Annotated in this window: 17 protein-coding genes; 7 read left to right on the top strand and 10 right to left on the bottom strand. The window is 73.1% G+C overall.

What is annotated here, in order from left to right:
• Positions 1-23: 23 nt before the first annotated feature.
• The 3 genes from LZF96_RS14445 to gmd form a co-directional block, all read right to left on the bottom strand.
• Positions 24-650 (bottom strand): hypothetical protein, encoded by a 627-nt coding sequence (locus LZF96_RS14445; protein ID WP_233871387.1) that lies wholly within the window; start codon positions 648-650, stop codon positions 24-26.
• Position 651: 1 nt separating this feature from the next.
• Positions 652-3,429 carry a LamG-like jellyroll fold domain-containing protein gene (locus LZF96_RS14440; protein WP_233871384.1) on the bottom strand — a complete coding sequence of 926 codons (2,778 nt, stop codon included), beginning with the start codon at positions 3,427-3,429 and terminating at the stop codon, positions 652-654.
• A 490-nt stretch (positions 3,430-3,919) separates the two neighbouring features.
• On the bottom strand, positions 3,920-4,933 hold the full coding sequence (gene gmd, locus LZF96_RS14435; RefSeq protein WP_233871381.1) for a GDP-mannose 4,6-dehydratase: 1,014 nt from the start codon (positions 4,931-4,933) through the stop codon (positions 3,920-3,922).
• A gap of 193 nt (positions 4,934-5,126) precedes the next feature.
• Between gmd and LZF96_RS14430 the strand changes: the two genes are divergently transcribed.
• Positions 5,127-6,074 (top strand): GDP-L-fucose synthase, encoded by a 948-nt coding sequence (locus LZF96_RS14430; RefSeq protein WP_233871378.1) that lies wholly within the window; start codon positions 5,127-5,129, stop codon positions 6,072-6,074.
• A 172-nt stretch (positions 6,075-6,246) separates the two neighbouring features.
• On the opposite strand, the gene LZF96_RS14425 is transcribed toward LZF96_RS14430, so the two are convergent.
• The 4 genes from LZF96_RS14425 to LZF96_RS14410 all read right to left on the bottom strand — a co-directional run bounded on the left by LZF96_RS14425 (position 6,247) and on the right by LZF96_RS14410 (position 11,516).
• The gene (locus tag LZF96_RS14425; protein WP_233871375.1) at positions 6,247-7,773 is read right to left on the bottom strand and encodes a sugar transferase; all 1,527 of its coding nucleotides are present in this window, start codon (positions 7,771-7,773) and stop codon (positions 6,247-6,249) included.
• Between the two features lie 478 nt (positions 7,774-8,251).
• Positions 8,252-9,094, bottom strand: coding sequence for a heme ABC transporter ATP-binding protein (locus tag LZF96_RS14420; RefSeq protein ID WP_374203233.1), 843 nt, complete (start codon positions 9,092-9,094; stop codon positions 8,252-8,254).
• Positions 9,095-9,165: 71 nt separating this feature from the next.
• Entirely contained in the window at positions 9,166-10,428 is a 1,263-nt protein-coding gene (locus tag LZF96_RS14415) for an iron ABC transporter permease (RefSeq protein WP_233871372.1), read from the bottom strand.
• Entirely contained in the window at positions 10,425-11,516 is a 1,092-nt protein-coding gene (locus LZF96_RS14410; RefSeq protein WP_233871369.1) for a hemin ABC transporter substrate-binding protein, read from the bottom strand. The genes LZF96_RS14415 and LZF96_RS14410 overlap by 4 nt, the downstream gene beginning before the upstream one ends.
• Positions 11,517-11,581: 65 nt before the next feature.
• On the opposite strand from LZF96_RS14410, the gene LZF96_RS14405 reads away from it, so the two are divergent.
• The 3 genes from LZF96_RS14405 to LZF96_RS14395 all read left to right on the top strand — a co-directional run bounded on the left by LZF96_RS14405 (position 11,582) and on the right by LZF96_RS14395 (position 16,005).
• A complete protein-coding gene (locus LZF96_RS14405) occupies positions 11,582-13,240 on the top strand; it encodes an HtaA domain-containing protein (RefSeq protein WP_233871366.1) in 1,659 nt (552 codons plus the stop codon).
• A gap of 67 nt (positions 13,241-13,307) precedes the next feature.
• Positions 13,308-15,125 carry an HtaA domain-containing protein gene (locus LZF96_RS14400; RefSeq protein ID WP_233871363.1) on the top strand — a complete coding sequence of 606 codons (1,818 nt, stop codon included), beginning with the start codon at positions 13,308-13,310 and terminating at the stop codon, positions 15,123-15,125.
• Between the two features lie 439 nt (positions 15,126-15,564).
• Positions 15,565-16,005 carry a peptidoglycan-binding protein gene (locus LZF96_RS14395; RefSeq protein ID WP_233871360.1) on the top strand — a complete coding sequence of 147 codons (441 nt, stop codon included), beginning with the start codon at positions 15,565-15,567 and terminating at the stop codon, positions 16,003-16,005.
• Between the two features lie 256 nt (positions 16,006-16,261).
• Here LZF96_RS14395 and LZF96_RS14390 read toward each other — a convergent pair whose 3' ends face one another.
• Entirely contained in the window at positions 16,262-16,924 is a 663-nt protein-coding gene (locus LZF96_RS14390) for a heme oxygenase (biliverdin-producing) (RefSeq protein WP_233871357.1), read from the bottom strand.
• Between the two features lie 174 nt (positions 16,925-17,098).
• Positions 17,099-17,965 carry a type I methionyl aminopeptidase gene (gene map / locus LZF96_RS14385; RefSeq protein ID WP_233871354.1) on the bottom strand — a complete coding sequence of 289 codons (867 nt, stop codon included), beginning with the start codon at positions 17,963-17,965 and terminating at the stop codon, positions 17,099-17,101.
• Positions 17,966-18,016: 51 nt separating this feature from the next.
• Between map and LZF96_RS14380 the strand changes: the two genes are divergently transcribed.
• The 3 genes from LZF96_RS14380 (at position 18,017) to LZF96_RS14370 (ending at position 19,730) form a co-directional block, all read left to right on the top strand.
• Entirely contained in the window at positions 18,017-18,283 is a 267-nt protein-coding gene (locus tag LZF96_RS14380) for a hypothetical protein (protein ID WP_233871351.1), read from the top strand.
• A gap of 61 nt (positions 18,284-18,344) precedes the next feature.
• Complete coding sequence (npdG, locus tag LZF96_RS14375) at positions 18,345-19,094, top strand: NADPH-dependent F420 reductase (RefSeq protein WP_233871348.1); 750 nt, start codon at positions 18,345-18,347, stop codon at positions 19,092-19,094.
• Positions 19,095-19,526: 432 nt separating this feature from the next.
• Positions 19,527-19,730, top strand: coding sequence for a hypothetical protein (locus tag LZF96_RS14370; RefSeq protein ID WP_233871345.1), 204 nt, complete (start codon positions 19,527-19,529; stop codon positions 19,728-19,730).
• Between the two features lie 140 nt (positions 19,731-19,870).
• Here LZF96_RS14370 and panB read toward each other — a convergent pair whose 3' ends face one another.
• The gene (panB, locus tag LZF96_RS14365) at positions 19,871-20,761 is read right to left on the bottom strand and encodes a 3-methyl-2-oxobutanoate hydroxymethyltransferase (RefSeq protein WP_233871343.1); all 891 of its coding nucleotides are present in this window, start codon (positions 20,759-20,761) and stop codon (positions 19,871-19,873) included.
• Between the last annotated feature and the right edge of the window lie 6 nt (positions 20,762-20,767).

Below are 20,767 nucleotides of genomic sequence, written 5' to 3'. Positions count from 1 at the left end.
GGTGGTTCATCGGTCCCGTCGGCTCAGCGGCGGGACCGGTCCAGCAGGTCCCGGTGTTCGGGACACAGGGTGGGGACGGCCTCCTCGGCGTTGGCGATCTCGCCGTCGCGCAGCGCCTCCACGGCGCCGTCCGGGTCGTGCCGGGAGAGGTAGCCCAGTCGTTGGCACGCCTCCAGACCGGCCTGGAGGATCGGCGCCGGGTCGGCGCCCCGGGGGACACGCCCGTCGAGGTACTCCCGCTCCTCGGTGGAGAAGGCGCGGTCCTCCACGGCCGGTGCCTGGTCGGGGGCGGGTTCGCCGATCCGGCCCATCGACGGGGCGTCCTCCGCCCCGTCGTCCGGCCCGCCGTCGGGGCCCTTCCGGTCGTCGTCCTTCCCGGTCTCCTCGTCCTTTCCCTCGCCGCCCGGGCCGTTCTCGTCGCCCTCGTGGCCGGTGTCGTCGTCGGTACCCCCCGTGGCCTCGGGGTCGGTGTCACCGGCGTCCGTGTCCTCGGGACCGTCGCCGGTGGTCGGGGTCGCCCCGGCCGCCGTCTCCGTCCCCGAGGCCACGGCGGCCCCGGCGTCGTCGCCGGGGCCCCCGCACGCGGCGAGCGCCGTGACGGCCACCAGGGCGGCCGTCACGACACCCGCGCGGAAACCGTGCCCGCGCATCTCAGGGGGCCCCGAAGGTGAGGAGCAGCCGCGGCTGGTTGGCGGCCGAGGCCTGGCGGGACCAGAACCAGAGGCTGGAGGGTCCCTCGCCCACCATCGCGAGGTCGAGTTCCCCGCCGAGCGCCGCGTTCACCGCCCCGGTGTCCAGCGGGACGCCGTGCACCGCGCCGGGCGAGTTCGCCCCGGTGAGGGTGCCCAACACCTCGGTGCCGAGGTCGGGCCTGGTGTTCCAGTTGGTGTCGGCCTCACTCCAGTAGCCGGTCACCGGCAGCACCACCTGACTGTCCTCGGACCCCGCGTGACCGTCGTTGGTCAGCCGGATCCGCAGCGTGGCCGCCTTGAGGACGGTGCCCGGCGGGGCGGTGGGAACGTCGAAGCGCAGGTAGCTCTCGTAGGCGGGCGAGCTGCGGACCGCGAGTTGCTGGTGGGTGCCGTGCACGGTGTTGGGTGCCGCCTGGTTCACGTAGGTGTCGGCGGTCGGCACCGCCTCCACCACCGTGTCGGAGGGCACCGAGGCGGCCTGGAAGTGGGCGTTCACCCGGGCGGCGGAGAGGGTGGAGTGGTAGACCGCGATCTCGTCCAACTGCCCCTGGAAGTAGTCGGTGGACGGCCGGTTGGACCAACCGGCCAGCGAGTCGCCGCCGGCCCGCCAGAACCCGGGGGTGGAGCCGTAGTTCTGGGCGGTGGTGTAGAGCGTGCTGACCGCCTGCTGCTGTCCGTTGACGTACAACCGCATGCCGTTGGTGCCCAGGGTCGCCACCACGTGGTGCCACTGCCCGTTGTTGTAGGCGGCGTTGGTGGTGATGGTGCGGGTGCCGCCGCTGTTCACGCCGAAGACCAGGCGGCCGTCGTTGCGCATGTAGACGTGGCGGTCGCGCATGCTGCTGTTCTCCAGGATGCGGTTGCCGAAGCCGATCAGCTTGCCGCCCTGCGTGGTGGTGGTGCGGAACCACGTCTCCACCGAGAAGGTGTTGGTGGAGGCGAAGGGGGTGTCGCCGTAGGTGTAGGTGGAGGTGCCGTTGTGGCCGATCGAGGCGGCGGAGGGGCCGTTGACGGCCGGCGGGAGCGCCCCGCGCTGCGGGCCGCCCCGGTGCACGCCGGAGTTGTCGTTCCCCGAGGCGTCGGAGGCGAAGTTGCCGGCCGTCCCGTCACTGCGCCAGTACAGCACCGGGTTGTCGGCCAGCACGGCCTGGACGTAGGGCTGGACGGACGAGGCGGCGGTGGCGGAGACGGTGGGGGACAGGGCGCTGGTGTTGCCCGCCGCGTCGGTGGCGGTGATCCGGTAGCCGTAGGTCACGCCCTCGGTGACCGAGGTGTCGGTGAAGGAAAGTTGGGGTCGGCGCCAGGGCACCGAGGAGCCCTGCACGGTGTGGACGGGCACGACGGAGTTGTTGCGGTACACCCGGTAGGTGAGCAGGCTGTCGTCGAGGTCCAGGCTCGAGCGCCAGGTCACCTCGATCTCGCCGGGCACGTGACTGAAGGCGTGGGCCTCGGGCGTCACGGGGTTGCCGGTGTCCGGTTCGCTCGCGAAACGGGTCAGTCCCCACTGCGGGGAGCCGTTGACGGTGGTGAACTCGCCGCCGACCCACATGTAGTCCACCCCGGTGGCGGGATGATCCTCGGAGACGGTGATGGTGCGCGGGCCGATCCGCTCGCCCAGACCGTCGTTGGTGTCGGGGAACCAGCCGAGCAGGGACGGGTCGTGCACCGACTGCGCGAAGAGGTGGAAGCGCGGCTGGTTGGGGAAGGACCCCATCGAGGCGCAGTCGTGGGCGTGGTGACCGCTGTAGAGCACGTCGCGGTACACGTGGACGGCCTGGGTGGCGCCCAGGCAGGTGTCCCGCCACCGTTGGTCGTGGGTGTCCGGTTCGATGGCGATCCGGCCGTCGAAGACACCGCCGCCGGTGCCCTCGTTGCCGGTGTAGATGCCGGTCGCGTCGGCGTGCAGGTCCTTGACGACCGAGCGGGTCTCGATGAAGCCCAGGGGGTAGGCCCGGGTCATCGAGGCGTCGACCGCGTCCACGATGGCCAGGGCGTGCGAGTTGCTCCCGTTGATGGTGAAGAAGTCGCCGCCGAGCACGACGTTCTCCCCGTCGTGGGTCAGGGCCAGGGCGCGGCCGGGTTCGTCGCCGTCGGCCACCCAGCCGGGCACCAGGGCACCGGTGGGGTCCACGGCGCCGAAGTGGCGGCGCTGCTCTCCGTTGAGCTGGACGAAGTCACCGGCCAGGTAGACCCGGTCGTCCGTGGCCACGAGCGCGTGCACGGTGTTGCTCGCCCCGGCGGAGAAGGGTTTGGGGGTGCAGGTGGGGAGGTCGATGGCGGTGACCGAGGAGGCGCCGGTCCCGTTGACGGCGCCGAAGCGCCCGCCGACGTACAGCGTCTCCCCGTCGGGGGAGACGGCCAGCGCCCGGACCGTCTCGATGCCCGAGCCGACGGTGAACTCCGGCGCGCAGTCCTCGATCGGCGCGCCGGTGGCGGCGTCGAGGGCCACGAAGTTGCGCACGGCCCGCTCCTGTGTGCCGGGGGCGGCCCCCGGCGGGCGGATGGTGGTGAAGGAACCACCGGCGAAGATCACGCCGTCGGATTCGGCCAACGCCCAGACGATGCCGTTGGTCTGCCAGGTGGGCAGGGTGTCGGCGGTCATGGCGACCGGCGGGGTCAGGGCCTCGGCGGGTGGGGAGACCGCGGTCTCCGCCCCCGCCAGGGCCCCGAGGGTCAGGGTCAGGACGGCCGAGGCCGTCACCGCCCGTCTCGTCGTACTGCCGCGGCTCGGTTTCATGGTGCCCCCACTTAGTGCTGCGGGTCCCGGGAAGGTCGGGACCCGTGGTCGGGATCCGGCGGGTGGTCCGGATCCGATCACGCCTGCTCGCATATTGGTCGAAAAGCGGTCGCATGCGATGTGTGATCAGTCAATTCCGACTGACACTTGGTCAGTCGATCAGCGGAACCCTAGAGCCGACCACGGAGTCGTGTCCGGGGTTCGGGAAAGGTTCCGAAGAGGTCGGCAAGGTCCGGGAGGTCCGGAAGGCCCGTGGGTGCGGGATTCTCCGGTGGGCCCGGTGGCTTCCGTGCCCCGGACGGGGCGGTCCCGCCGCGCCCGGTGGGGCGGGCGGGGGTCGGGACCGGAGTGGTCGGCGGGTGGCACCGACCCCGGGATGCCCGGGGCCGGTGGAGGGGACGGTCGGGGTCCGTCGGCGTTCCGCCGGGGACCGGGTCGGCGATCGGGAGCGGTGATCGGGAGCGGGAGCGGGGGCGGAGGCGGAGGCGAGTCAGCGGTCCACGCGTACCCGGGCCCCCGACAACTCGGCGTTCAACAGGTCGATGTCGGCCCGCACCATCAGTTCGGCCAGTCGTGGCCACCGCACCCCGGGCTCCCACCCCAGCCGGTCACGGGCCTTGGTCGCGTCCCCGATCAGGGCGTCCACCTCACTGGGACGCTCGTACTTGGGGTCGTAGCGCACGTACGCGCTCCACTCCAGGTCCGCCGCCGCGAAGGCCACCTCCAGGAACTGTCGGACGCTCGCCGCGTCCCCGGTGGCCACCACGTAGTCGTCCGGCTCGTCCTGCTGGAGCATCCGCCACATCGCCTCGACGTACTCCGGTGCGTACCCCCAGTCCCGCACCGCGTCGAGGTTGCCCATGTAGAGCCGGTCCTGCAGACCCGCCCGGATCCGGGCCACCGCACGGGTGATCTTGCGGGTCACGAAGGTCTCCCCGCGGCGGGGCGACTCGTGGTTGAACAGGATGCCGTTGGAGGCGTGCATCCCGTACGCCTCGCGGTAGTTCACCGTCGCCCAGTAGCCGTATACCTTGGCGCAGCCGTAGGGGCTGCGCGGGTGGAACGGGGTGTGCTCGTTCTGCGGCGGGGGCGTGGAGCCGAACATCTCGGAGGAGGACGCCTGGTAGATCCGTGTCTCGATCCCGGAGGCCCGGATCGCCTCCAGCAACCGGATGCTGCCCAGGCCGGTGACGTCCCCGGTGTACAACGGTGCGTCGAAGGAGACCCGCACGTGCGACTGTGCCCCCAGGTTGTACACCTCGTCGGGCCGCAGTTCCCGCAACAGGTTGACCAGGGCCACACCGTCGGAGAGGTCGGCGTGGTGCAGGACCAGGCTGCGCTCGGGGTCCTGCGGGCCCTGGTAGATGTGGTCGATGCGCTCGGTGTTGAAGGAGGACGAGCGCCGGATCAGGCCGTGAACCCGGTACCCCTTCTCCAGCAACAGCTCGGCCAGATAGGAACCGTCCTGGCCGGTGACACCGGTGATCAGCGCGGTCTTCGTCATGGGGTCATTCCCTCGGTCGGTGGTGGCGGGGCCGATGGGCGCGGCCCGGAGCGGGGTGGTGCGGCGTGACGCGATGGCGCGCGAAGCGGGGTGGCGCGGCGCGGGCACGACATCGCGTCATACATCCGTCGTGTGCGTCGATTTCCGGCGATCGCCGTCGGGACGGGTCGGAACGCCGGCACAATCCCCTGCCATGACTGCTGCCGACGGCCTGCTGCCGTCCACCGCCCGCATATTCGTCGCCGGGCACCGGGGCCTGGTGGGTTCCGCCGTGACCCGGCGTCTGGAGGCCGAGGGCCACGAGGTGATCACCCGCACCCGCGAGGAGGTCGACCTGCGGGACGCGGAGGCGACGGCCGACCTGCTGCGCGAGACCCGCCCCGACGCCGTGGTGCTGGCCGCCGCCCGGGTCGGCGGGATCATGGCCAACCACCGGTACCCGGTGCCGTTCCTGGAGGACAACCTCCGCATCCAACTGAGCGTGATCGGTGGCGCGCACGCCGCCGACGTGGACCGGCTGCTGTTCCTGGGTTCCTCGTGCATCTATCCCAAGCACGCGCCCCAGCCGATCCGGGAGGACTCGCTGCTCACCGGGCCGCTGGAGCCGACCAACGAGCCGTACGCCCTCGCCAAGATCGCCGGGATCTGCCAGGTGCGCTCCTACCGTCGGCAGTACGGCCGCCGCTACATCGCGGCCATGCCGACCAACCTCTACGGCCCCGGCGACAACTTCGACCCGGAGACCTCGCACGTCCTGCCCGCGCTGATCCGACGCTTCCACGAGGCCCGACGGGCGGGAGCCCCGGAGGTGGTGCTGTGGGGCAGCGGCACACCCCGGCGCGAATTCCTGCACAGCGACGACCTCGCGGCGGCCTGCCTGCTCCTGCTGCGTTCCTACGACGAGTCCGAGCCGATCAACGTGGGCTGCGGCGCCGACCTGACCATCGCCGAACTGGCGGCGACCATCGCCTCGGTCACCGGCTTCACCGGCCGGATCGCCTGGGACACCACCCGGCCCGACGGCACCCCCCGCAAACTGCTGGACGTCTCCCGCCTGGACAAGCTGGGCTTCGCCCCGGCGATCCCCCTGGAGGAGGGGATCCGGGACACCTATCACCGGTGGTTGCACGAGAACTCCTGAGAAGCGCCGGGAACGCCCCGGTCGGGCGGTCGGGCCGGTCGGACGGCGACGGGTCGTCCGACCGGCCCCGCACGGCATCGGACGGGGGAGAAGAACAGGGGAACGGGGGATCGGGGAGGGGCGGGAACCGGCGGGCGGGCGGCTCGGTGCCCGGTCCCCGACTCCCCGCCCGCTAGTAGGCCCCCCGGCCCCCCGCCACCGCCCGGGCGGTACGGGCCAGCACGTCCAGGTCCCCGGTCAGCGACCAGTTGTCGGTGTAGGACAGATCCAGGGCCAGGCTCTCCTCCCAGGAGAGCTCCGAACGTCCCTCCACCTGCCACGGGCCGGTCAGGCCGGGGCGCACGTCCAGTCGGCGGTGCTCCACCGGGCCGTAACGGGCGACCTCCTCGGGCAGGGGAGGACGCGGCCCGACCAGCGACATCTCGCCGCGCAGCACGTTCCACAGTTGCGGCAGTTCGTCCAGGGAGCTGCGGCGCAGCAGTCGACCGACCCGGGTCACCCGGGGGTCGCGCCGCATCTTGAACAGCGGGCCGCTCTGCTCGTTGACCTCCTCCAGGGTGCCGCGCAGACGGTCGGCGTCCGGCACCATGCTGCGGAACTTCCACATCACGAAGGGCACGCCCCGCCGGCCGATCCGAAGCTGGCGGAAGAGCACCGGGCCGCGCGAGTCCAGCCGCACGAGCAGGGCGATCACCGCGAACAGCGGAGCCAGCAGGACCAGGCCCAGGGCCGCGCCGACCCGGTCCACCAGGTGCTTGACCAGCAGTTGGGGGCCGCCGCGGGTGGGTGCGACGACTTGGATCAGCTGCAACCCGGCGGCGGTGGAGACCCGTACCCGTCGCGGCGGGACATCGCCCAACCCGGAGGAGATCATCAGGGGCAGTCCGGCGTCCTGCACCTGCCAGGAGAGCCGACGCAGACGGTCACCGGTCAACCGGCTGCCGGGGACCACGAGGACCAGATCGGCGCCACAGCGCCGGGCGGCGCCCGTCACGACCCCGTCGTCCGGGTCACCCTCCGGGGCGGAGGGACGTTCGGGCACCGGCCCGGAGGTCAGGCGCCCGGTCACCGGGACCCCGTCCGCCGGTTCGCCGGCTCCCACCGGCACCGTCCCGACCACCACGTAGGGGTGATCGGTGCGGGCCGCGAGCCGGGCGGTGACGCCGGCGACCGGATCCGCCTCGCCCACCACCAACACCCGGCGAACCGCCTCCGCCGCCCGGCGGCGGGCGGCGAGCCGGTGGTGGATCAGGGCGCCGGTGAGGGCGGACAGCAGCAGCGCGGGCAGCAGCGCGGCCAGCGCCGCCCCGATCGCCGAGTTCTCCCCGGTCAACACCCGCAGCAGTGCCAGCACACCCACCAGCAGCGCCCAGTCGTGCGCGGCGGCCAGCAGCCCGCGGGACTCGCCGATCACCCGCCGGACGTAGCGCAGATGACCGGCGCGGATCACCAGCCAGGCGGAACAGGCGACCACCGCCGAGAGCACGGGGCGTCCCTGATCGGTCAGGTGGTACACACCGGCGACCGGAACGAGTACGCCCAGGGCGTCGCTCGCCACCGCGAGGGGGGCGTAGCCGCGTCCCTTGGCGCCGGCGCCGTCGGGCGGTCCCGGTATCGGCGGACGGCCGATGCCGGGATCCCCGTGCCGCACCGCGCGTGCGGCACGGGTGGCGCGGGTCGTGCGAGTGGTGCCGGACATACCGACGTGCTGCATGAAACCCCCCGGAAACCGTCAGGAACCCCTGTCGTCTCCCCGCACGAACCGACATCTCCCCATGCCGCTCCGCGGGTACTCGAATGATGAGAGTAGGGGATCCAACTTGTGTTCGGCTGCGGTTTGTTGAAACTTTCCCGAGGGGTCGGGCGGGGTTGGCCACTTTCATTCCGCAACCATCGGAACCGCTCCCTCCGCTCCCTTTCGGCGCCGGTCGGGGAACATCCAGGTCACCGGGGGAGGTCGGGGGACGAGGGCCGGACGGGTGTGACGGGAGAGAGTCCCGGGACATGGCCGGTACCGACCCCCGGCCCGGCGGAAGTGACCCGGATCACGTCACCGATGGGTGGTCCGGAAGGCGGTATTCCAAAAATCGACTCCCTTTCGGGCCAACCGGATCGATATCCGGTCGGTGCGTACGGAGCCCGCCGGGACATCCCCCTTCCCGGCCTTTCCCGGCCCCTTACCCCGGCCGGCGCCCGGAACGGACCGGGACGATGAGCGGCACGTCGGTGTCCGGATGGCGCAGCACGTCCACCGGATGCCGGTAGACCCGACCGATCAGCTCCTCCGTCAACACCTCCGCCGGCGGCCCGTCGGCGGCGATCCGCCCGTCGTGCAGGACCACCACCCGATCCGCGTACGCGGCCGCCAGCGCCAGGTCGTGCAGGACCACCACCACCGCCTCCCCGGCCGCCGCCCGTTGCCGGCACAGCCGCAGCACCAACTCCTGGTGGCGCAGGTCGAGCGCGGCGGTCGGCTCGTCCAGCAGCATCAGCGGGGCGCGTTGCGCCAGCACCCGGGCCAGGGCCACCCTGGCCCGCTCGCCGCCGGACAGTTCCGCGAAGGACCGCCCGGCGAACGCGGACACCTCCGCGGCGGCCATGGCCGCCGCGACCACCGCGTCGTCCCGCTCCTCGGCCGGTGTCCCCGCCCGGGGGGCGCGGCCCATCCGCACCACCTCGACGACCGGGAACGGGAAGGAGAGCGCCGCCGCCTGGGGCAGCACCGAGCGGCGCAGCGCCAACTCCCGGGGGCGCCATCCGGTCACGGGGCGACCGTCCAGGAGCACCTCCCCGGCGTCGGGGAGGGTGTCGGCGGCCAGTACGGACAGCAGCGTCGACTTGCCCGCGCCGTTGGGGCCGATGAGGACCAGCACCTCGCCGGCGACGACCCGCAGCGAGGCGTCGACCAGCACCGGCCGGCCGCCGCGACGCATCCCCACCGACCGGGCCTCGGCGAGGACATCGCCGGGTGAGGGCCGGGCCGGCGGCTCGACGGCGGCCGGAAACAGCGCGTCGCGCACCGCCCCCCGGCGACGTTCCCACCACCCGTCGCGTCCCCCCGCGCGGAGAAGCGACCGGATCCCCGCGGCACTCACGCCCATCCCCCCTGTCGACGTCGGGTCCGGCGCAGCAGCCAGAAGAAGAACGGGCTGCCGATCAGCGCCGTCAGCACCCCCAACGGCATCTCCGCCGGGGCGGCGATCGTGCGCGCCGCCAGGTCGGCGGCGAGCAGTACCAGGGCCCCGGCCAGGGCGCTGCCGGGGATCAGGAAGCGGTGGCCCGGTCCGGCGACCATTCGCAGCAGGTGCGGCACCACCAGTCCGACGAAGGTGATGATGCCCGCGACGGCGACCGCCGCCGCCGTCAACAGCGCCACCACCACGATCAGCGCGATCCGCATCCGCTCCACGTCCACTCCCAGGTGGCGGGCCGGCCGCTCGCCGAGCGAGAGCAGGTCCAGCCGGCGGGCGTACACGGGGGCGACCAGCAGGCCGAGGGCGGCGCACGGCAGGACCGCGAGCACCTTGGGCCAGGTGGCCTGCGCCAACGAACCCAGCTGCCAGAAGGTGATCTCGGAGATCTGCGCGTTGTCGGCGAAGAAGATGCTCAGGCCGATCAGGGCACCGGCGAAGGCGTTCACCGCGATCCCGGTGAGGATCAGGGTCACCACCTCGGTGCGTCCGCCCGAACGGGAGAGCGCGTACACCACCAGCACCGTCGCCAGTCCGGCGACGAACGCCCCCGCGGTGACCGTCCAACTCCCCAGCACGGTCAGCCCGAAGGCGATCGAGGCCACCGCCCCCACGGCGGCCCCGGAGGAGATGCCGATCACGCCCGGCTCCGCCAGCGGGTTGCCGAACACGCCCTGCATCAGGGCGCCGGCGCAGCCCAGGGAGGCGCCGACCAGCAGCGCCAGCACGATCCGGGGCAACCGGATGTTCCACAGGACGCTCTCGGGCACCCGATCCAGGGGCGCGCCGCCGACACCGAGGTGGTGCGCGGTGGAGGAGAGGACGTCGCCGACCGGTATGTGGTAGGCGCCGATGCCGGCGGAGAGCAGCGAGAGCAGCAGCACCCCGGCGGTCAGGCCCGAGGTCAGCAGCGCGGTGGTGCCGTACGGACGCCGCCCCCGGACGGGGCGGGCCGGGGCCCTCGGCCCGGTCGGGCCGAGGGCCTTCGCCGGAGGCGGGGTTCCCGCGTCGGGGTGGTCCGCCGCCGCCAGGGCGTCGATCCCGGGATCGGTGCCCGGATCGGTGCCCGGTGTGGACCCCGGGGCCTCGTGCGGGGCGGGGTCCGGTACGGGGCGGTCGGTCGGGGGGCCGGCGGTGCCGACGACCCCCCGGGCCGTCGTCACGCCCCCTCCTTCGCGGCGCCGTGGATCTGCTCGGCCAGGCTCGCCAACACCTCGTCGGTGCGCGGCCCGTAGTTCAACAGCACGCCGTCGTCGATGTTCGCCACCCGACGGTTCATCCCGGCGGGCGTCTCGGCGATGCCGGGGATCTCCAACAGTCCGTCCACGCCGCCCACCGAGGTCAGTCCCTTGGTCATCACCAGGATCACATCGGGGGCGGCGGCGGCCAGGGCCTCGCTGGTGATGGGGGTGAAGTCCTTCTCCAGTCCCGCCTCGGCGCCCGCGTCCACGGCGCCGGCGGCCTCGATCAGGGAGCCGGCCCCGGACTCCGCGCCGCCGATGAGGTACACCGAGGCGGAGCCGCGCAGGTAGAGGAAGGCCACCCGGGGACGCTCGGCCTCCGGGACATCGGGCAATTCCGCGCGCACCGCCCCGATCCGTTCGGTGGTGCGCCCGACCAGTGCGTCACCCGCCTCCGGGACACCCAGGGCCCCGGCCACCGCCTCGATCCGTTCGGTCACGTCGGCGAGTTCGTCGGCGGTCTCGAAGACCAGCAGCGGGACACCGGCCGCGCGGATGCGGTCGATCGCCTCCTCGGGACCGGTGGTGTCCTCCACCAGCACCACGTCGGGGTGCAGGGACAACACGCTCTCGGTGGAGACCTCGTGGCCCCGGGTCACCAGGGGGAGGTCGGCGGCCTGTTCGAAGGTGGCCGAGACGTCCCGGGCCACCACGCGGTCGCCCAGGCCCAGGGTCCACACGATCTCGGCCAGCGAACCGCTGAGCGGCACGATCCGGTCGGCGGCGGTGACGGTGACCTCGGCGCCGTCGGCGGAGGTCACCGTCACCGGCAACTCCGGCGCGGGGGTGGGACCCTCCAGCGGCTCGACCCGGTCGGGAGCCGATTCGACGGCGGCCGGGGTCGTCCCCGCGTCACCGTTCCCGATGTCGGCGGACCCCGGGGCACATCCCACCAACAGGCTCGCGCCGAGCAGAACGGCGATCAGGGCACCGGATTTCGCTCGCAGTCCTGGCCGTGTCCACACCTGGGATTCCGCCTTCCGTACCGGGTTCCGCACAACAGCACTCATGGCTTAGGTTAGCCTAACCTTGGTCGGCCGGATTCGGTCGGCCCGGTTCCCCGGAGGTATGTCCCGTGCTGCCCAGATCCGCCCGTTCCGTGGTGACTTCCGTCGCCGCACTGCCCGCGGCGGTCCTCGCGCTCCTGATGGTGGCGATCGCCCTTCCGTTGGCGCTCGTCCCCGCCTCCCCCGCCCACGCGGCCGAACGCACCCTCTCCGGTGGGCGACTCGACTGGGGCATCCGCTCCTCCTTCCTCACCTACATCACCGGCCCCGTGGCGCAGGGGAGTTGGATCCTGTCGGGTGGGGCCGGGACGATCGGTTCCGGACAATTCCGTTTCCACTCGGCGCAGGGCACCTACGACCCCGACACCGGAGCGGTCCGGGCGCACTACGCGGGTGGTGTCCACTTCGTCGGCCATCGCGAGGAGAGCGGCGCGTACCAACTGGAACTGACGATCAGCAACCCCTCGGTCTCACTGTCCGGCGGTTCCGGCACCCTCTACGCCGACGTGCGCAGCCGGGACCGCGACAGCGGACAGGTCACGCAGAGCAGCCGGGTCGCGCTCGCCTCCCTCGCCCTCGGCGGGGTGGACCTGCGCGGTGGCTCGCAGATCGTCCTCACCAACGTCCCGGCCACGCTCACGGCCGAGGGAGCCAGGGCCTTCGCCGGCTACTACGCCGCCGGTGACCCACTCGACCCGGTCAGCCTCACCGCCGACAGCCTTGCCCCCGCCGCCCCCGAGCCCGCCCCTCCGGTGGCCGAACCGGAGCCGGAGGACGCCCGCGAGGAGAAGGGCGACGATCGCGACGAGGACGCCTCGGAGGAGGACGGAGAGGACGCCGGCGGGGCCGAACTCCACGACGCGATCGTGGACTGGGGTGTGCGGCGCACCTTCCGGGAGTTCGTCACCGGCCCCATCGCCGACGGCACCTGGAACCTGGAGGACGGCGCCCTCGACGGCGGCGCGCTCTTCCGCTTCCCCGACGGCCGGGGAGAACTCGACGCCGAGGCGGGCACCGCCCGCGCGGAGTTCACCGGAGCCCTGCACTTCACCGGTACCGGGCTGGACCTGCGGCTGGAAGAGGTCGCCGTCGAGATCGCCGACGGCACCGGAACCCTGATCGCGGACGTGGTCACCGACGGCGGGGAAGCGCGAACCCTGCCCGTCGTCACCTTCGAGGTCCCCGAACTCGTCGTCGAGGACGATCTGGCGCTGTTCTCCGAGGTTCCCACCGTCCTCACCGAGGAGGGGGCGGAGGTCTTCGGCGGCCTCTACGCGCCGGAGACGGAGATGGATCCGATCACGGTCGCCCTCGCCCTCACCGAGGAGGCCGAACTTCCCGCCCTCCCGGACCTCGGTGCCGAGCCGGCCGCCGGGAAACCGGTCGCCGAACCGGAGCCGACCCCCGCCCCGGAGCCCGAACCCGCCGCGAGCGACACGGACTCCGGCCTCCCCACCATCCCCCTCCTCGTCGGGGCGGCGCTCCTGCTGTCGCTTCCCGCGGCCGGGATCCCGCTGTGGCGCCGTCGGCGCCGCGCCGCGGACCCCACCGGCGCCGCGAACGACGGGGACCCCACCGGGTCCGACCCCGTCGGGACCGGCGGGACGGACGGGGCCGGTGCCGCCGCCGCCGGCGACGACACCGAAGCCCTCGACGCCCCTCCGGCCGACCGTGAGGACCCGGGAAGCCCGGCCGGTGAACCCGTGCCGGACACCCCCGCCCGGTGACCCCGGACGGAACCCCACCCCCACACTCCGACCGACCCACCCCGGTACCCAAGGAGAACACCCGACCATGACCGCCCACCCGGTCCGCACCGTCCGCCGGGGCGCGCTGCTCCTGGCCGCCGCCACCGCGACCGTCCTCTCGGCGACCGCCCTCACCGTTCCCGTTGCCGTCGCCGACGACGGCAACGGCAGGCCCGCCTTCATCGGGCTGGAGAACGGCACCCTCGACTGGGGGATCAAGCAGTCCTTCCGCAACTACATCGGGCTGCCCTTCGTCGGCGGCTCGATCACGGTCGCGGGCGGGGCCGAGCGCAACGCCGACGGCACCTTCCGCTTCGTGGACGGCGCCGGCACCTACGACATGGGCACCCACGGGGTGAACACCGCCTTCGACGGCAGCGTGCACTTCACCGGCCACCACGGTGACCTGGACCTGGAGTTCTCCGACCTCCGGTTCGTCTCCGACCGCGTCGGCGGCAGCGTTCTCGCCGATGTCACCGCCAACGGCGAGACCTCGCAGGACGTGCCGATCGCCGAGCTGGACATGAGCACCGCCAACCGGGGATCGCAGGCCGGAGCGATGGTCTTCGCGGACATCGCGGCCACTCTGACCGAGGAGGGCGCCGCCGTCTTCGCGTACAACGGCAACCCCTTCTACGCCGTCGGTGACGCGCTCGACCCGGTCACGCTGACCGTCTCCACCGCCTCCCCCGGCGGCGGCAACGGTGGTTCGGGCAACGGTGGTTCGGGCAACGGTGGTTCGGGTGACAACGGTGGCTCGGACGGGTCCGGGGACACGGGCAACGGCGGCTCGGACGGCTCGGGCGACACCGGCGACACGGGCGACACGGGCGACACGGGCGACACGGGTAACGGTGGCTCGGACGGGTCCGGGGACACGGGCAACGGCGGCTCCAACGGCTCGGGCGACACCGGCAACGGCAACGGCTCCGGGGGGTCGAGCGACGGGAACTCCAACGGGAACGGTTCCGAGGGGTCCAACGGCGACGGCTCCGCCAACGCCGGCGGTGACACCGACGGCTCCGGCGGTGGTGACGAGGTTCCCTCCGGCACCATCGAGGACGGTGTCCTGGACTGGGGCGTCAAGCAGTCCTTCCGCTCGTACGTCAAGGGCCCGATAGCCTCCGGCCGGGTCCACCTGGCCGACGGCGCCACCGAGAACCCCGACGGTGGTTACCGATTCCCCGACGGTGGCGGTGACCTCGACGCCGAGGAGGAGACCGTCTCCGCCGGCTTCCGGGGCACCGTGTCCTTCCTGGGCCATGAGAAGGCCGACGGCGAGTACGAGCTGGAGCTGAAGTTCTCCTCCCTCGCGGTCGAACTCAACGGCACCTCCGGTGAGCTGATCGCCGACGTCTCCTCCAAGGACCGGGCGAGCGGCGAGGTCACCGAGAGCGCCGGCGTCACCGTGGCGAACCTGACCGTTCCCGCCTCCGCGCTCACCGTCGAGGACGACCTCGTGGTGCTGGAGAACCTCCCGGCCGTCCTGACGGCCGACGGCGCCGAGGCCTTCGGCGGCTTCTACTCGGCCGGCGACGACCTCGACCCGGTCAGCGTGGCCCTCGCCCTGGCCGATGACGTCGAGCTGCCCGGTCCCATCCCCGGCGCCTCCTCCGGGGGTACCGGGAACACCGGCGGCACCGGTGCCGTGGGCGGCGCCGGGACGGGTGGCGTCACCAGCGGTGCCGTGGGCGGCGCGCTCGGCGGCGGGGCCCTGGCCTCGACCGGTACCGACCTGCCGACCTCGGCGCTGATCGGTGGCGCGGTGACCCTCGCGGCCGGCGGCGCGGTGGCCCTGTGGGCCGTGCGTCGACGCTCCGTCGCAGCCTCCGGCGGCGGGGAGACCGGCGGTCTGGCGATCTGAGGGTCGCGGGGCCATGGGGCCCCGCGCGTGACCAGAGGGGCGGTGTCCGCCCGGCTCCGACAGGCCGGACGGACACCGCCCCTCGTCGTCCGCTCCTTCCGGCCGAGCGGATCGCCGGGCCTCCGGCCGCGAGGGTCATCGCACCGGCTCAGACCCCGGTCCACCGGTTCCGGACCCGGGCCTGCTTCCGTGGCCGATCGCGTCCGGCGGCGTCCTCCTCGGGCGACCGACACCACGACCGGCACCCGGGCAGCCGATCCCGGCGTCCCCGCCCGTCCCGCCGCCGCCCGGGAGGCACGACGTTTCAGCAGGTGGGGAGGGGGCGGTTCCCATGGGTGGGTCATTCTGGTGGGAACGCCGGCGTCCCCGCGTCCCCGTCGGCAGTCTCGTTGTCGAGCCGGCCGCCCCGGTCGGTTCGACCCGATGAAGGGGAACGCGAATGCGCAACATGACGAGGATGACGGTCGGAGCCGGTATGGCTCTGGCGATCGCCGCCGGTGGTCTGGCGACGGCCGGCTCGGCCGTGGCGGCGCCGCCGCCGAGTGCTCCGCCGGCCGTGAGCGCGGACTCCGTCGCCCCCCTCTCGGTGGTCAACCTCGGCCTGACCGTCGCGCAGGCCAAGAGGGTGCAGCTGTACCTGCGTGACCTGCACGGCTACACCGGCGCGATCGACGGACAGCTGGGTACCAACAGTTGGAAGGCGATGCAGCGCAGCCTCAGGCTCACCGGCTACACCGGGCCGATCGACGGGATCGTCGGTGGTGGCACGATTTCGGCACTCCAGCGTCTGCTGAGGGCGTACGGCTACGACGGCCCCATCGATGGCATCGCCGGTCCGGAGACCCGGGCCGCCTTCAGGACGTACGCGATCAGCCGCTGAGACCACCGGAGCCCCGCGCGGAGCCGGGAACGGTTCCATCGGCGGCCCCGAGCCCGCTCCCGACCCCGACGGAGTCGGATCAGGGGTACGGCGCCCCGCATCCGGCAGTGGACGGGTTCGGAGGTCGGGACGGTGCCCGCGTCTCTCCGCCCGAGTCCTCCCGTGACCAACGCCACCGGCCCCCGCGACAGGATGTCGCGGGGGCCGGCGGCACACGTTTCCGGAAGGGCGGCCGAGCCGGCCGGCTCCGTCCGGTTCAGTGGGCGAAGGCCGTGCCCAACTCCCGGAAGACGGCGGTGTTCAGGGAGAAGGCCCGCTTGCACTCCCCGACGATCCGCGACTTCTCGGCGTCGTCCGCCGGCACGGCGTCCAGGCTCGCCCGGTACTCCCGCTTGAAGGCGGCCGGGTTGCCGATGTCCTCGAAGACGTAGAACCGTACGCCGTCGCCCTTGCGGGCGAAGCCCCAGGTCTTCTCCGCGGTGCCCCGGATGATCTGACCGCCCGACAGGTCGCCGAGGTAGCGGGTGTAGTGGTGGGCGACGTAGCCGCCCGGCCACTGCCGGGCCACCTCGTCGATCCGTGCCGCGTACGCCTCGGTGGCCGGCAGCGGGCGGATCCCCTCGCGCCACTCCGTGCCGCCGTGCAGGTGGTCCAGGTCGCGGCCCAGGGCCTCCCGGCGGGACAGCTCCGGACGGAGGAAGGGACCGGCGACCGGGTCGGCCGCCAGCCGCTCCGTGTGCCGCTCCAGCGCCGCGTAGACGAACCACAATTGCTCGGTGTACCGGGTGTAGGCGTCCACGCCGAGCCGGCCTCCGAGCATGTCCCCCATGAAGGTGGAGTTCTCCGCCTCGGTGTGCTGCTCGTGCGAGGCCTCGCGGATCAGGGTGGAGAACGGGGTCGCGGCGGTCACAGCGGTCACGGGGGCCTCCGGAATGGGGCGGAGGGCGCGACGGGCACGCCCGGTGGAATCCCATCCTCGCTACTTAGGCTTACCTAAGTCAAGTTCCCGACGTCCTGTCGGGAAGAAGCGGGGCGGGGCGGTACGGGGGCGCCCGGCACGGGGCACGCCGACACGCCGGTCCGGCGCGCCGGATCAGGGGAGGGTCAGGATCTCCGCCCCGTCGTCGGTCACCACCAGGGTGTGCTCGAACTGCGCGGTCCGCTTCCGGTCCCGGGTCACCACCGTCCAGCCGTCCTCCCACATGTCCCACTCATGGGTGCCCAGGGTCAGCATCGGCTCGATGGTGAAGGTCATGCCGGGTCGCATCACGGTGTCGGCGCTCGGGTCGTCGTAGTGCGGGACGATCAACCCCGAGTGGAACGAGGTCGAGATGCCGTGGCCGGTGAAGTCCCGCACCACGCCGTAGCCGAAACGCTTGGCGTAGGACTCGATGACCCGGCCGATGATGTTGATCCGGCGCCCCGGGCGCACCGCCTTGATCGCCCGGTTCAGCGACTCGCGGGTGCGCTCCACCAGCAGGCGGGACTCCTCGTCCACCGCCTCCTCACCGCCCACGAAGTACGTGGCGTTGTTGTCCCCGTGCACCCCGCCGAGGTAGGCGGTGATGTCCAGGTTCACGATGTCGCCCTCGCGCATCACCGTGGAGTCCGGGATGCCGTGGCAGATGACCTCGTTCACCGAGGTGCACAGCGACTTGGGGAAGTTCCGGTACCCCAGGGTGGAGGGGTAGGCGCCGTGGTCGCACAGGAACTCGTGGGCCACCGCGTCCAACCGATCGGTGGTCACGCCGGGCGCGATGTGCGAGGCGGTCTCCACCAGCGCCCGGGCGGCGAGACGGCCCGCCACCCGCATCCGCTCGATGGTCTCCTCGTCCTGCACCTCGGGGCCGGTGTAGGGCGTCGGCGCGGACTTGCCGACGTACTCCGGACGCGGGATCGTGACGGGGACCGAACGGTCGGGGGAGAGGGTACCGGGAACCAGAAGCGACTGCGCAGACATGCCCCCGAGTGTAAGCGGCGTCGTTCCGCCCGCCGGGGGCAGAATGACGGCATGGGTCTGTTCTCGATCTTCCGCCGCGACACCTCCGGCAAGCCGGGTGAGTGGTACTACTGCCTGCGCCACGAGTCGGTGGAGGAGGGGCCGGACTGCCCGGCGAGGGATCGCCTCGGTCCGTACCCCGACCGGGCCGGGGCCGAGCGGGCCCTGCGCACCGCCCGGGATCGGAACGAGGAGTGGCGCACCGACCCGCGCTGGAACGACGGCTCGAACGACGGCCCCGGTGGCGCCGGGGCGGGGCCCGACGGTCCCGGTCGCTGAGCCGGGGCCCGGGGTGGCCCGGCTCACGGCCCCGACGCCCCGCCTTTGGCAGGATGCGACCATGACTCCCGACAACGCCGACAACGCCACCCCCGACGCCGCCGCACCGGGCCCGACCGGAAAGAAGCCCGCCAGGGACCCGTGGGACCTGCCCGACGTCTCCGACCTCACCATCGGCGTCCTGGGAGGCACCGGCGACCAGGGCCGTGGCCTCGCCTACCGCCTCTCCCTGGCCGGTCACCGTGTGATCATCGGCTCCCGCTCGGCCGAGCGGGCCCGAGAGATCGCCGCCGGGGACCTCCTCGCCGACACCGGTGTCGAGGGCGATGACAACGCCGGGTGCGCCCGCCGCGCCGACGTGGTCATCGTCGCCGTCCCCTGGGACGGGCACGCCGCCACCCTGACCTCCCTGCGGGAGGAACTGACGGGCAAGCTCGTGGTGGACTGCGTCAACCCGCTGGGCTTCGACAAGAAGGGCGCGTATCCGCTGCGTCCGGAGGAGGGCAGCGCCGCCGAGCAGGCCGCCGCGCTGCTGCCCGACTCCCGGGTCACCGCCGCCTTCCATCACCTCTCCGCCGTCCTGCTGTGCGACCCGAAGGTGGCGGAGATCCCGATCGACGTGATGGTGCTGGGGGAGTCCCGGGCCGACTGCGAGGTCGTGCAGGCGCTGGCCTCGCGGATCCCGGGGATGCGGGGTGTCTTCGCCGGACGCCTGCGCAACGCCCACCAGGTGGAGGCGCTGGTGGCCAACATCATCTCGGTCAACCGCCGCTACCGGGCCCACGCCGGGGTGCGCCTGACCGACGTCTGACGGTTCCGGACCCCTGTCCCGTGTCCCCGGTCGGGGACACGGGACAGGGGGCACCCGGCCGACCGGTCCCGGGAGCGGCCGACCCGCGCGTTCCCCCGTGCCCCGGCGCGGCGTCGGGGCACCGGGGAGGACGGCGGCCGGGTGCCGCGCGCCCGTTCCACGTGATCCGGCGCCCGCGGCCCGTCACCCCGCGCGACGGGGTTCGGCACCCCGGCACCCCGGGCCGGGGCGTGATCGCACGGCGGTGACGACGGGAGCGGAACCCCCGATCCCTCCTCCCGCGGTCCCGGCATCCCCGGTCCTCGTCCGCCGCGGACCCCCGGCCGTCGCCGGGACCGGCCGGCCCCGGGTGGTCCGCCCCGGGCCCGCCGGATGAGGGGCCCCGGGGGAGAATGGGAGGGTCAGCCGTCCCCGATGTCCGGAAGCGCTCCCATGTCGCAGCCCCTGCCCCCCACCTCGGCCCGTCGGTTCTCCGTGCAGGCCCTGATCGTCTGTGTGGCCGCCCTGGTGGCGGCGACGGTGGCCTTCACCCGGGGGAGTTGGTTGGGCGTCATCTGGATCCTGCTGGCCGCCGTGGCCTCCAACCTGGCCTGGTACTACCACCGGCGGGCCCGTCGCGAGCGCGGCGGGGCCTGACCCGGGCGACCGGTCGTCCCCGTTCGCCCCGCCGATCGCCGAGCCCGAACGCGCGCCCGAGGCCGCCCGCCCCGTGTACGGGACGGGCGGCGTTTCGCGACCGAGCGGATCGGGTTCCTCCGGGGGAACCGCCGGGACGGTCAACGGAAGGAGTGCTCCGGCGCCGGGTAGGTCCCGCCGACCACGTCCTCGGCGAAACCGCGAGCCGCGCCCGCCAGCACCTCGCGTACCCGCGCGTACTCCTTGACGAAGCGCGGGCGGCGCCCGCCGGACCAGTCGGTCATCCCCGCCATATCGGTCCACACCAGCACCTGGGCGTCGCATTCGGAGCCCGCCCCGATGCCCACCGTCGGGATGTGCAGGTCCCGGGTGACCTCCGCCGCGAGGTCGGCCGTCACCAGCTCCAGGACCACGGCGAAGGCCCCGGCGTCCTGCACCGCCTTGGCGTCCCGCAGCAGTTGCTGTGCCGCCTCCTCGCCGCGCCCCTGCACCGGGTGGCCGCCGTAGGCGTTCACCGACTGCGGGGTGAGGCCCACGTGGGCCATGACCGGGATGCCCGAGCGCACCAGTAGGTCGATCTGCTCGGCGGAGCGTTCCCCGCCCTCGAGCTTGACCGCCCCGACGCCGGCCTCCTTCATCAGCCGGGTCGCGTTGCGCAGGGCCTGGACCGACCCCTCCTGGTAGCTGCCGAAGGGCAGGTCGCCGACGACCAGGGCCCGCCGGGTGCCGCGCACCACGGCGGCCGAGAGCATCAGGACCTGCTCCATGGTGACCGGCACCGTGCTGTCGTACCCCAGGTGGCAGTTGCCCATGGAATCGCCGACCAGCAGCACCGGGATGCCGGCCTCGTCGAACACCGAGGCGGTCATCGCGTCGTAGGCGGTGAGCATGGGCCACTTCTCGCCGCGCCGCTTGGCGGCGGCGATGTCCCGTACGGTCACGCGTCGATTCGTGGTCCCGCCGTAGAGGCCGGTGCGGGAGGTGTCGTCCCCGCCGGGGGAGGAGTGGGCAGGGGTGTGCGTCCGCGTCATCGCAGT

The organism is Streptomyces sp. ST2-7A, assembly GCF_021390475.1.
GTDB lineage: Bacteria > Actinomycetota > Actinomycetes > Streptomycetales > Streptomycetaceae > Streptomyces.
Note: the sequence above shows the minus strand (reverse complement) of the source record. Positions and strands in the feature narration are given on the sequence as shown.

Excerpts from the sequence above, each read along its gene's own strand:
- LZF96_RS14445 (WP_233871387.1), bottom strand. The coding sequence starts at position 650 with ATGCGCGGGCACGGTTTCCGCGCGGGTGTCGTGACGGCCGCCCTGGTG.
- LZF96_RS14440 (WP_233871384.1), bottom strand. The coding sequence starts at position 3,429 with ATGAAACCGAGCCGCGGCAGTACGACGAGACGGGCGGTGACGGCCTCG.
- gmd (WP_233871381.1), bottom strand. The coding sequence starts at position 4,933 with ATGACGAAGACCGCGCTGATCACCGGTGTCACCGGCCAGGACGGTTCC.
- LZF96_RS14430 (WP_233871378.1), top strand. The coding sequence starts at position 5,127 with ATGACTGCTGCCGACGGCCTGCTGCCGTCCACCGCCCGCATATTCGTC.
- LZF96_RS14425 (WP_233871375.1), bottom strand. The coding sequence starts at position 7,773 with ATGTCCGGCACCACTCGCACGACCCGCGCCACCCGTGCCGCACGCGCG.
- LZF96_RS14410 (WP_233871369.1), bottom strand. The coding sequence starts at position 11,516 with ATGAGTGCTGTTGTGCGGAACCCGGTACGGAAGGCGGAATCCCAGGTG.
- LZF96_RS14400 (WP_233871363.1), top strand. The coding sequence starts at position 13,308 with ATGACCGCCCACCCGGTCCGCACCGTCCGCCGGGGCGCGCTGCTCCTG.
- LZF96_RS14395 (WP_233871360.1), top strand. The coding sequence starts at position 15,565 with ATGCGCAACATGACGAGGATGACGGTCGGAGCCGGTATGGCTCTGGCG.
- map (WP_233871354.1), bottom strand. The coding sequence starts at position 17,965 with ATGTCTGCGCAGTCGCTTCTGGTTCCCGGTACCCTCTCCCCCGACCGT.
- LZF96_RS14380 (WP_233871351.1), top strand. The coding sequence starts at position 18,017 with ATGGGTCTGTTCTCGATCTTCCGCCGCGACACCTCCGGCAAGCCGGGT.
- npdG (WP_233871348.1), top strand. The coding sequence starts at position 18,345 with ATGACTCCCGACAACGCCGACAACGCCACCCCCGACGCCGCCGCACCG.
- LZF96_RS14370 (WP_233871345.1), top strand. The coding sequence starts at position 19,527 with ATGTCGCAGCCCCTGCCCCCCACCTCGGCCCGTCGGTTCTCCGTGCAG.
- panB (WP_233871343.1), bottom strand. The coding sequence starts at position 20,761 with ATGACGCGGACGCACACCCCTGCCCACTCCTCCCCCGGCGGGGACGAC.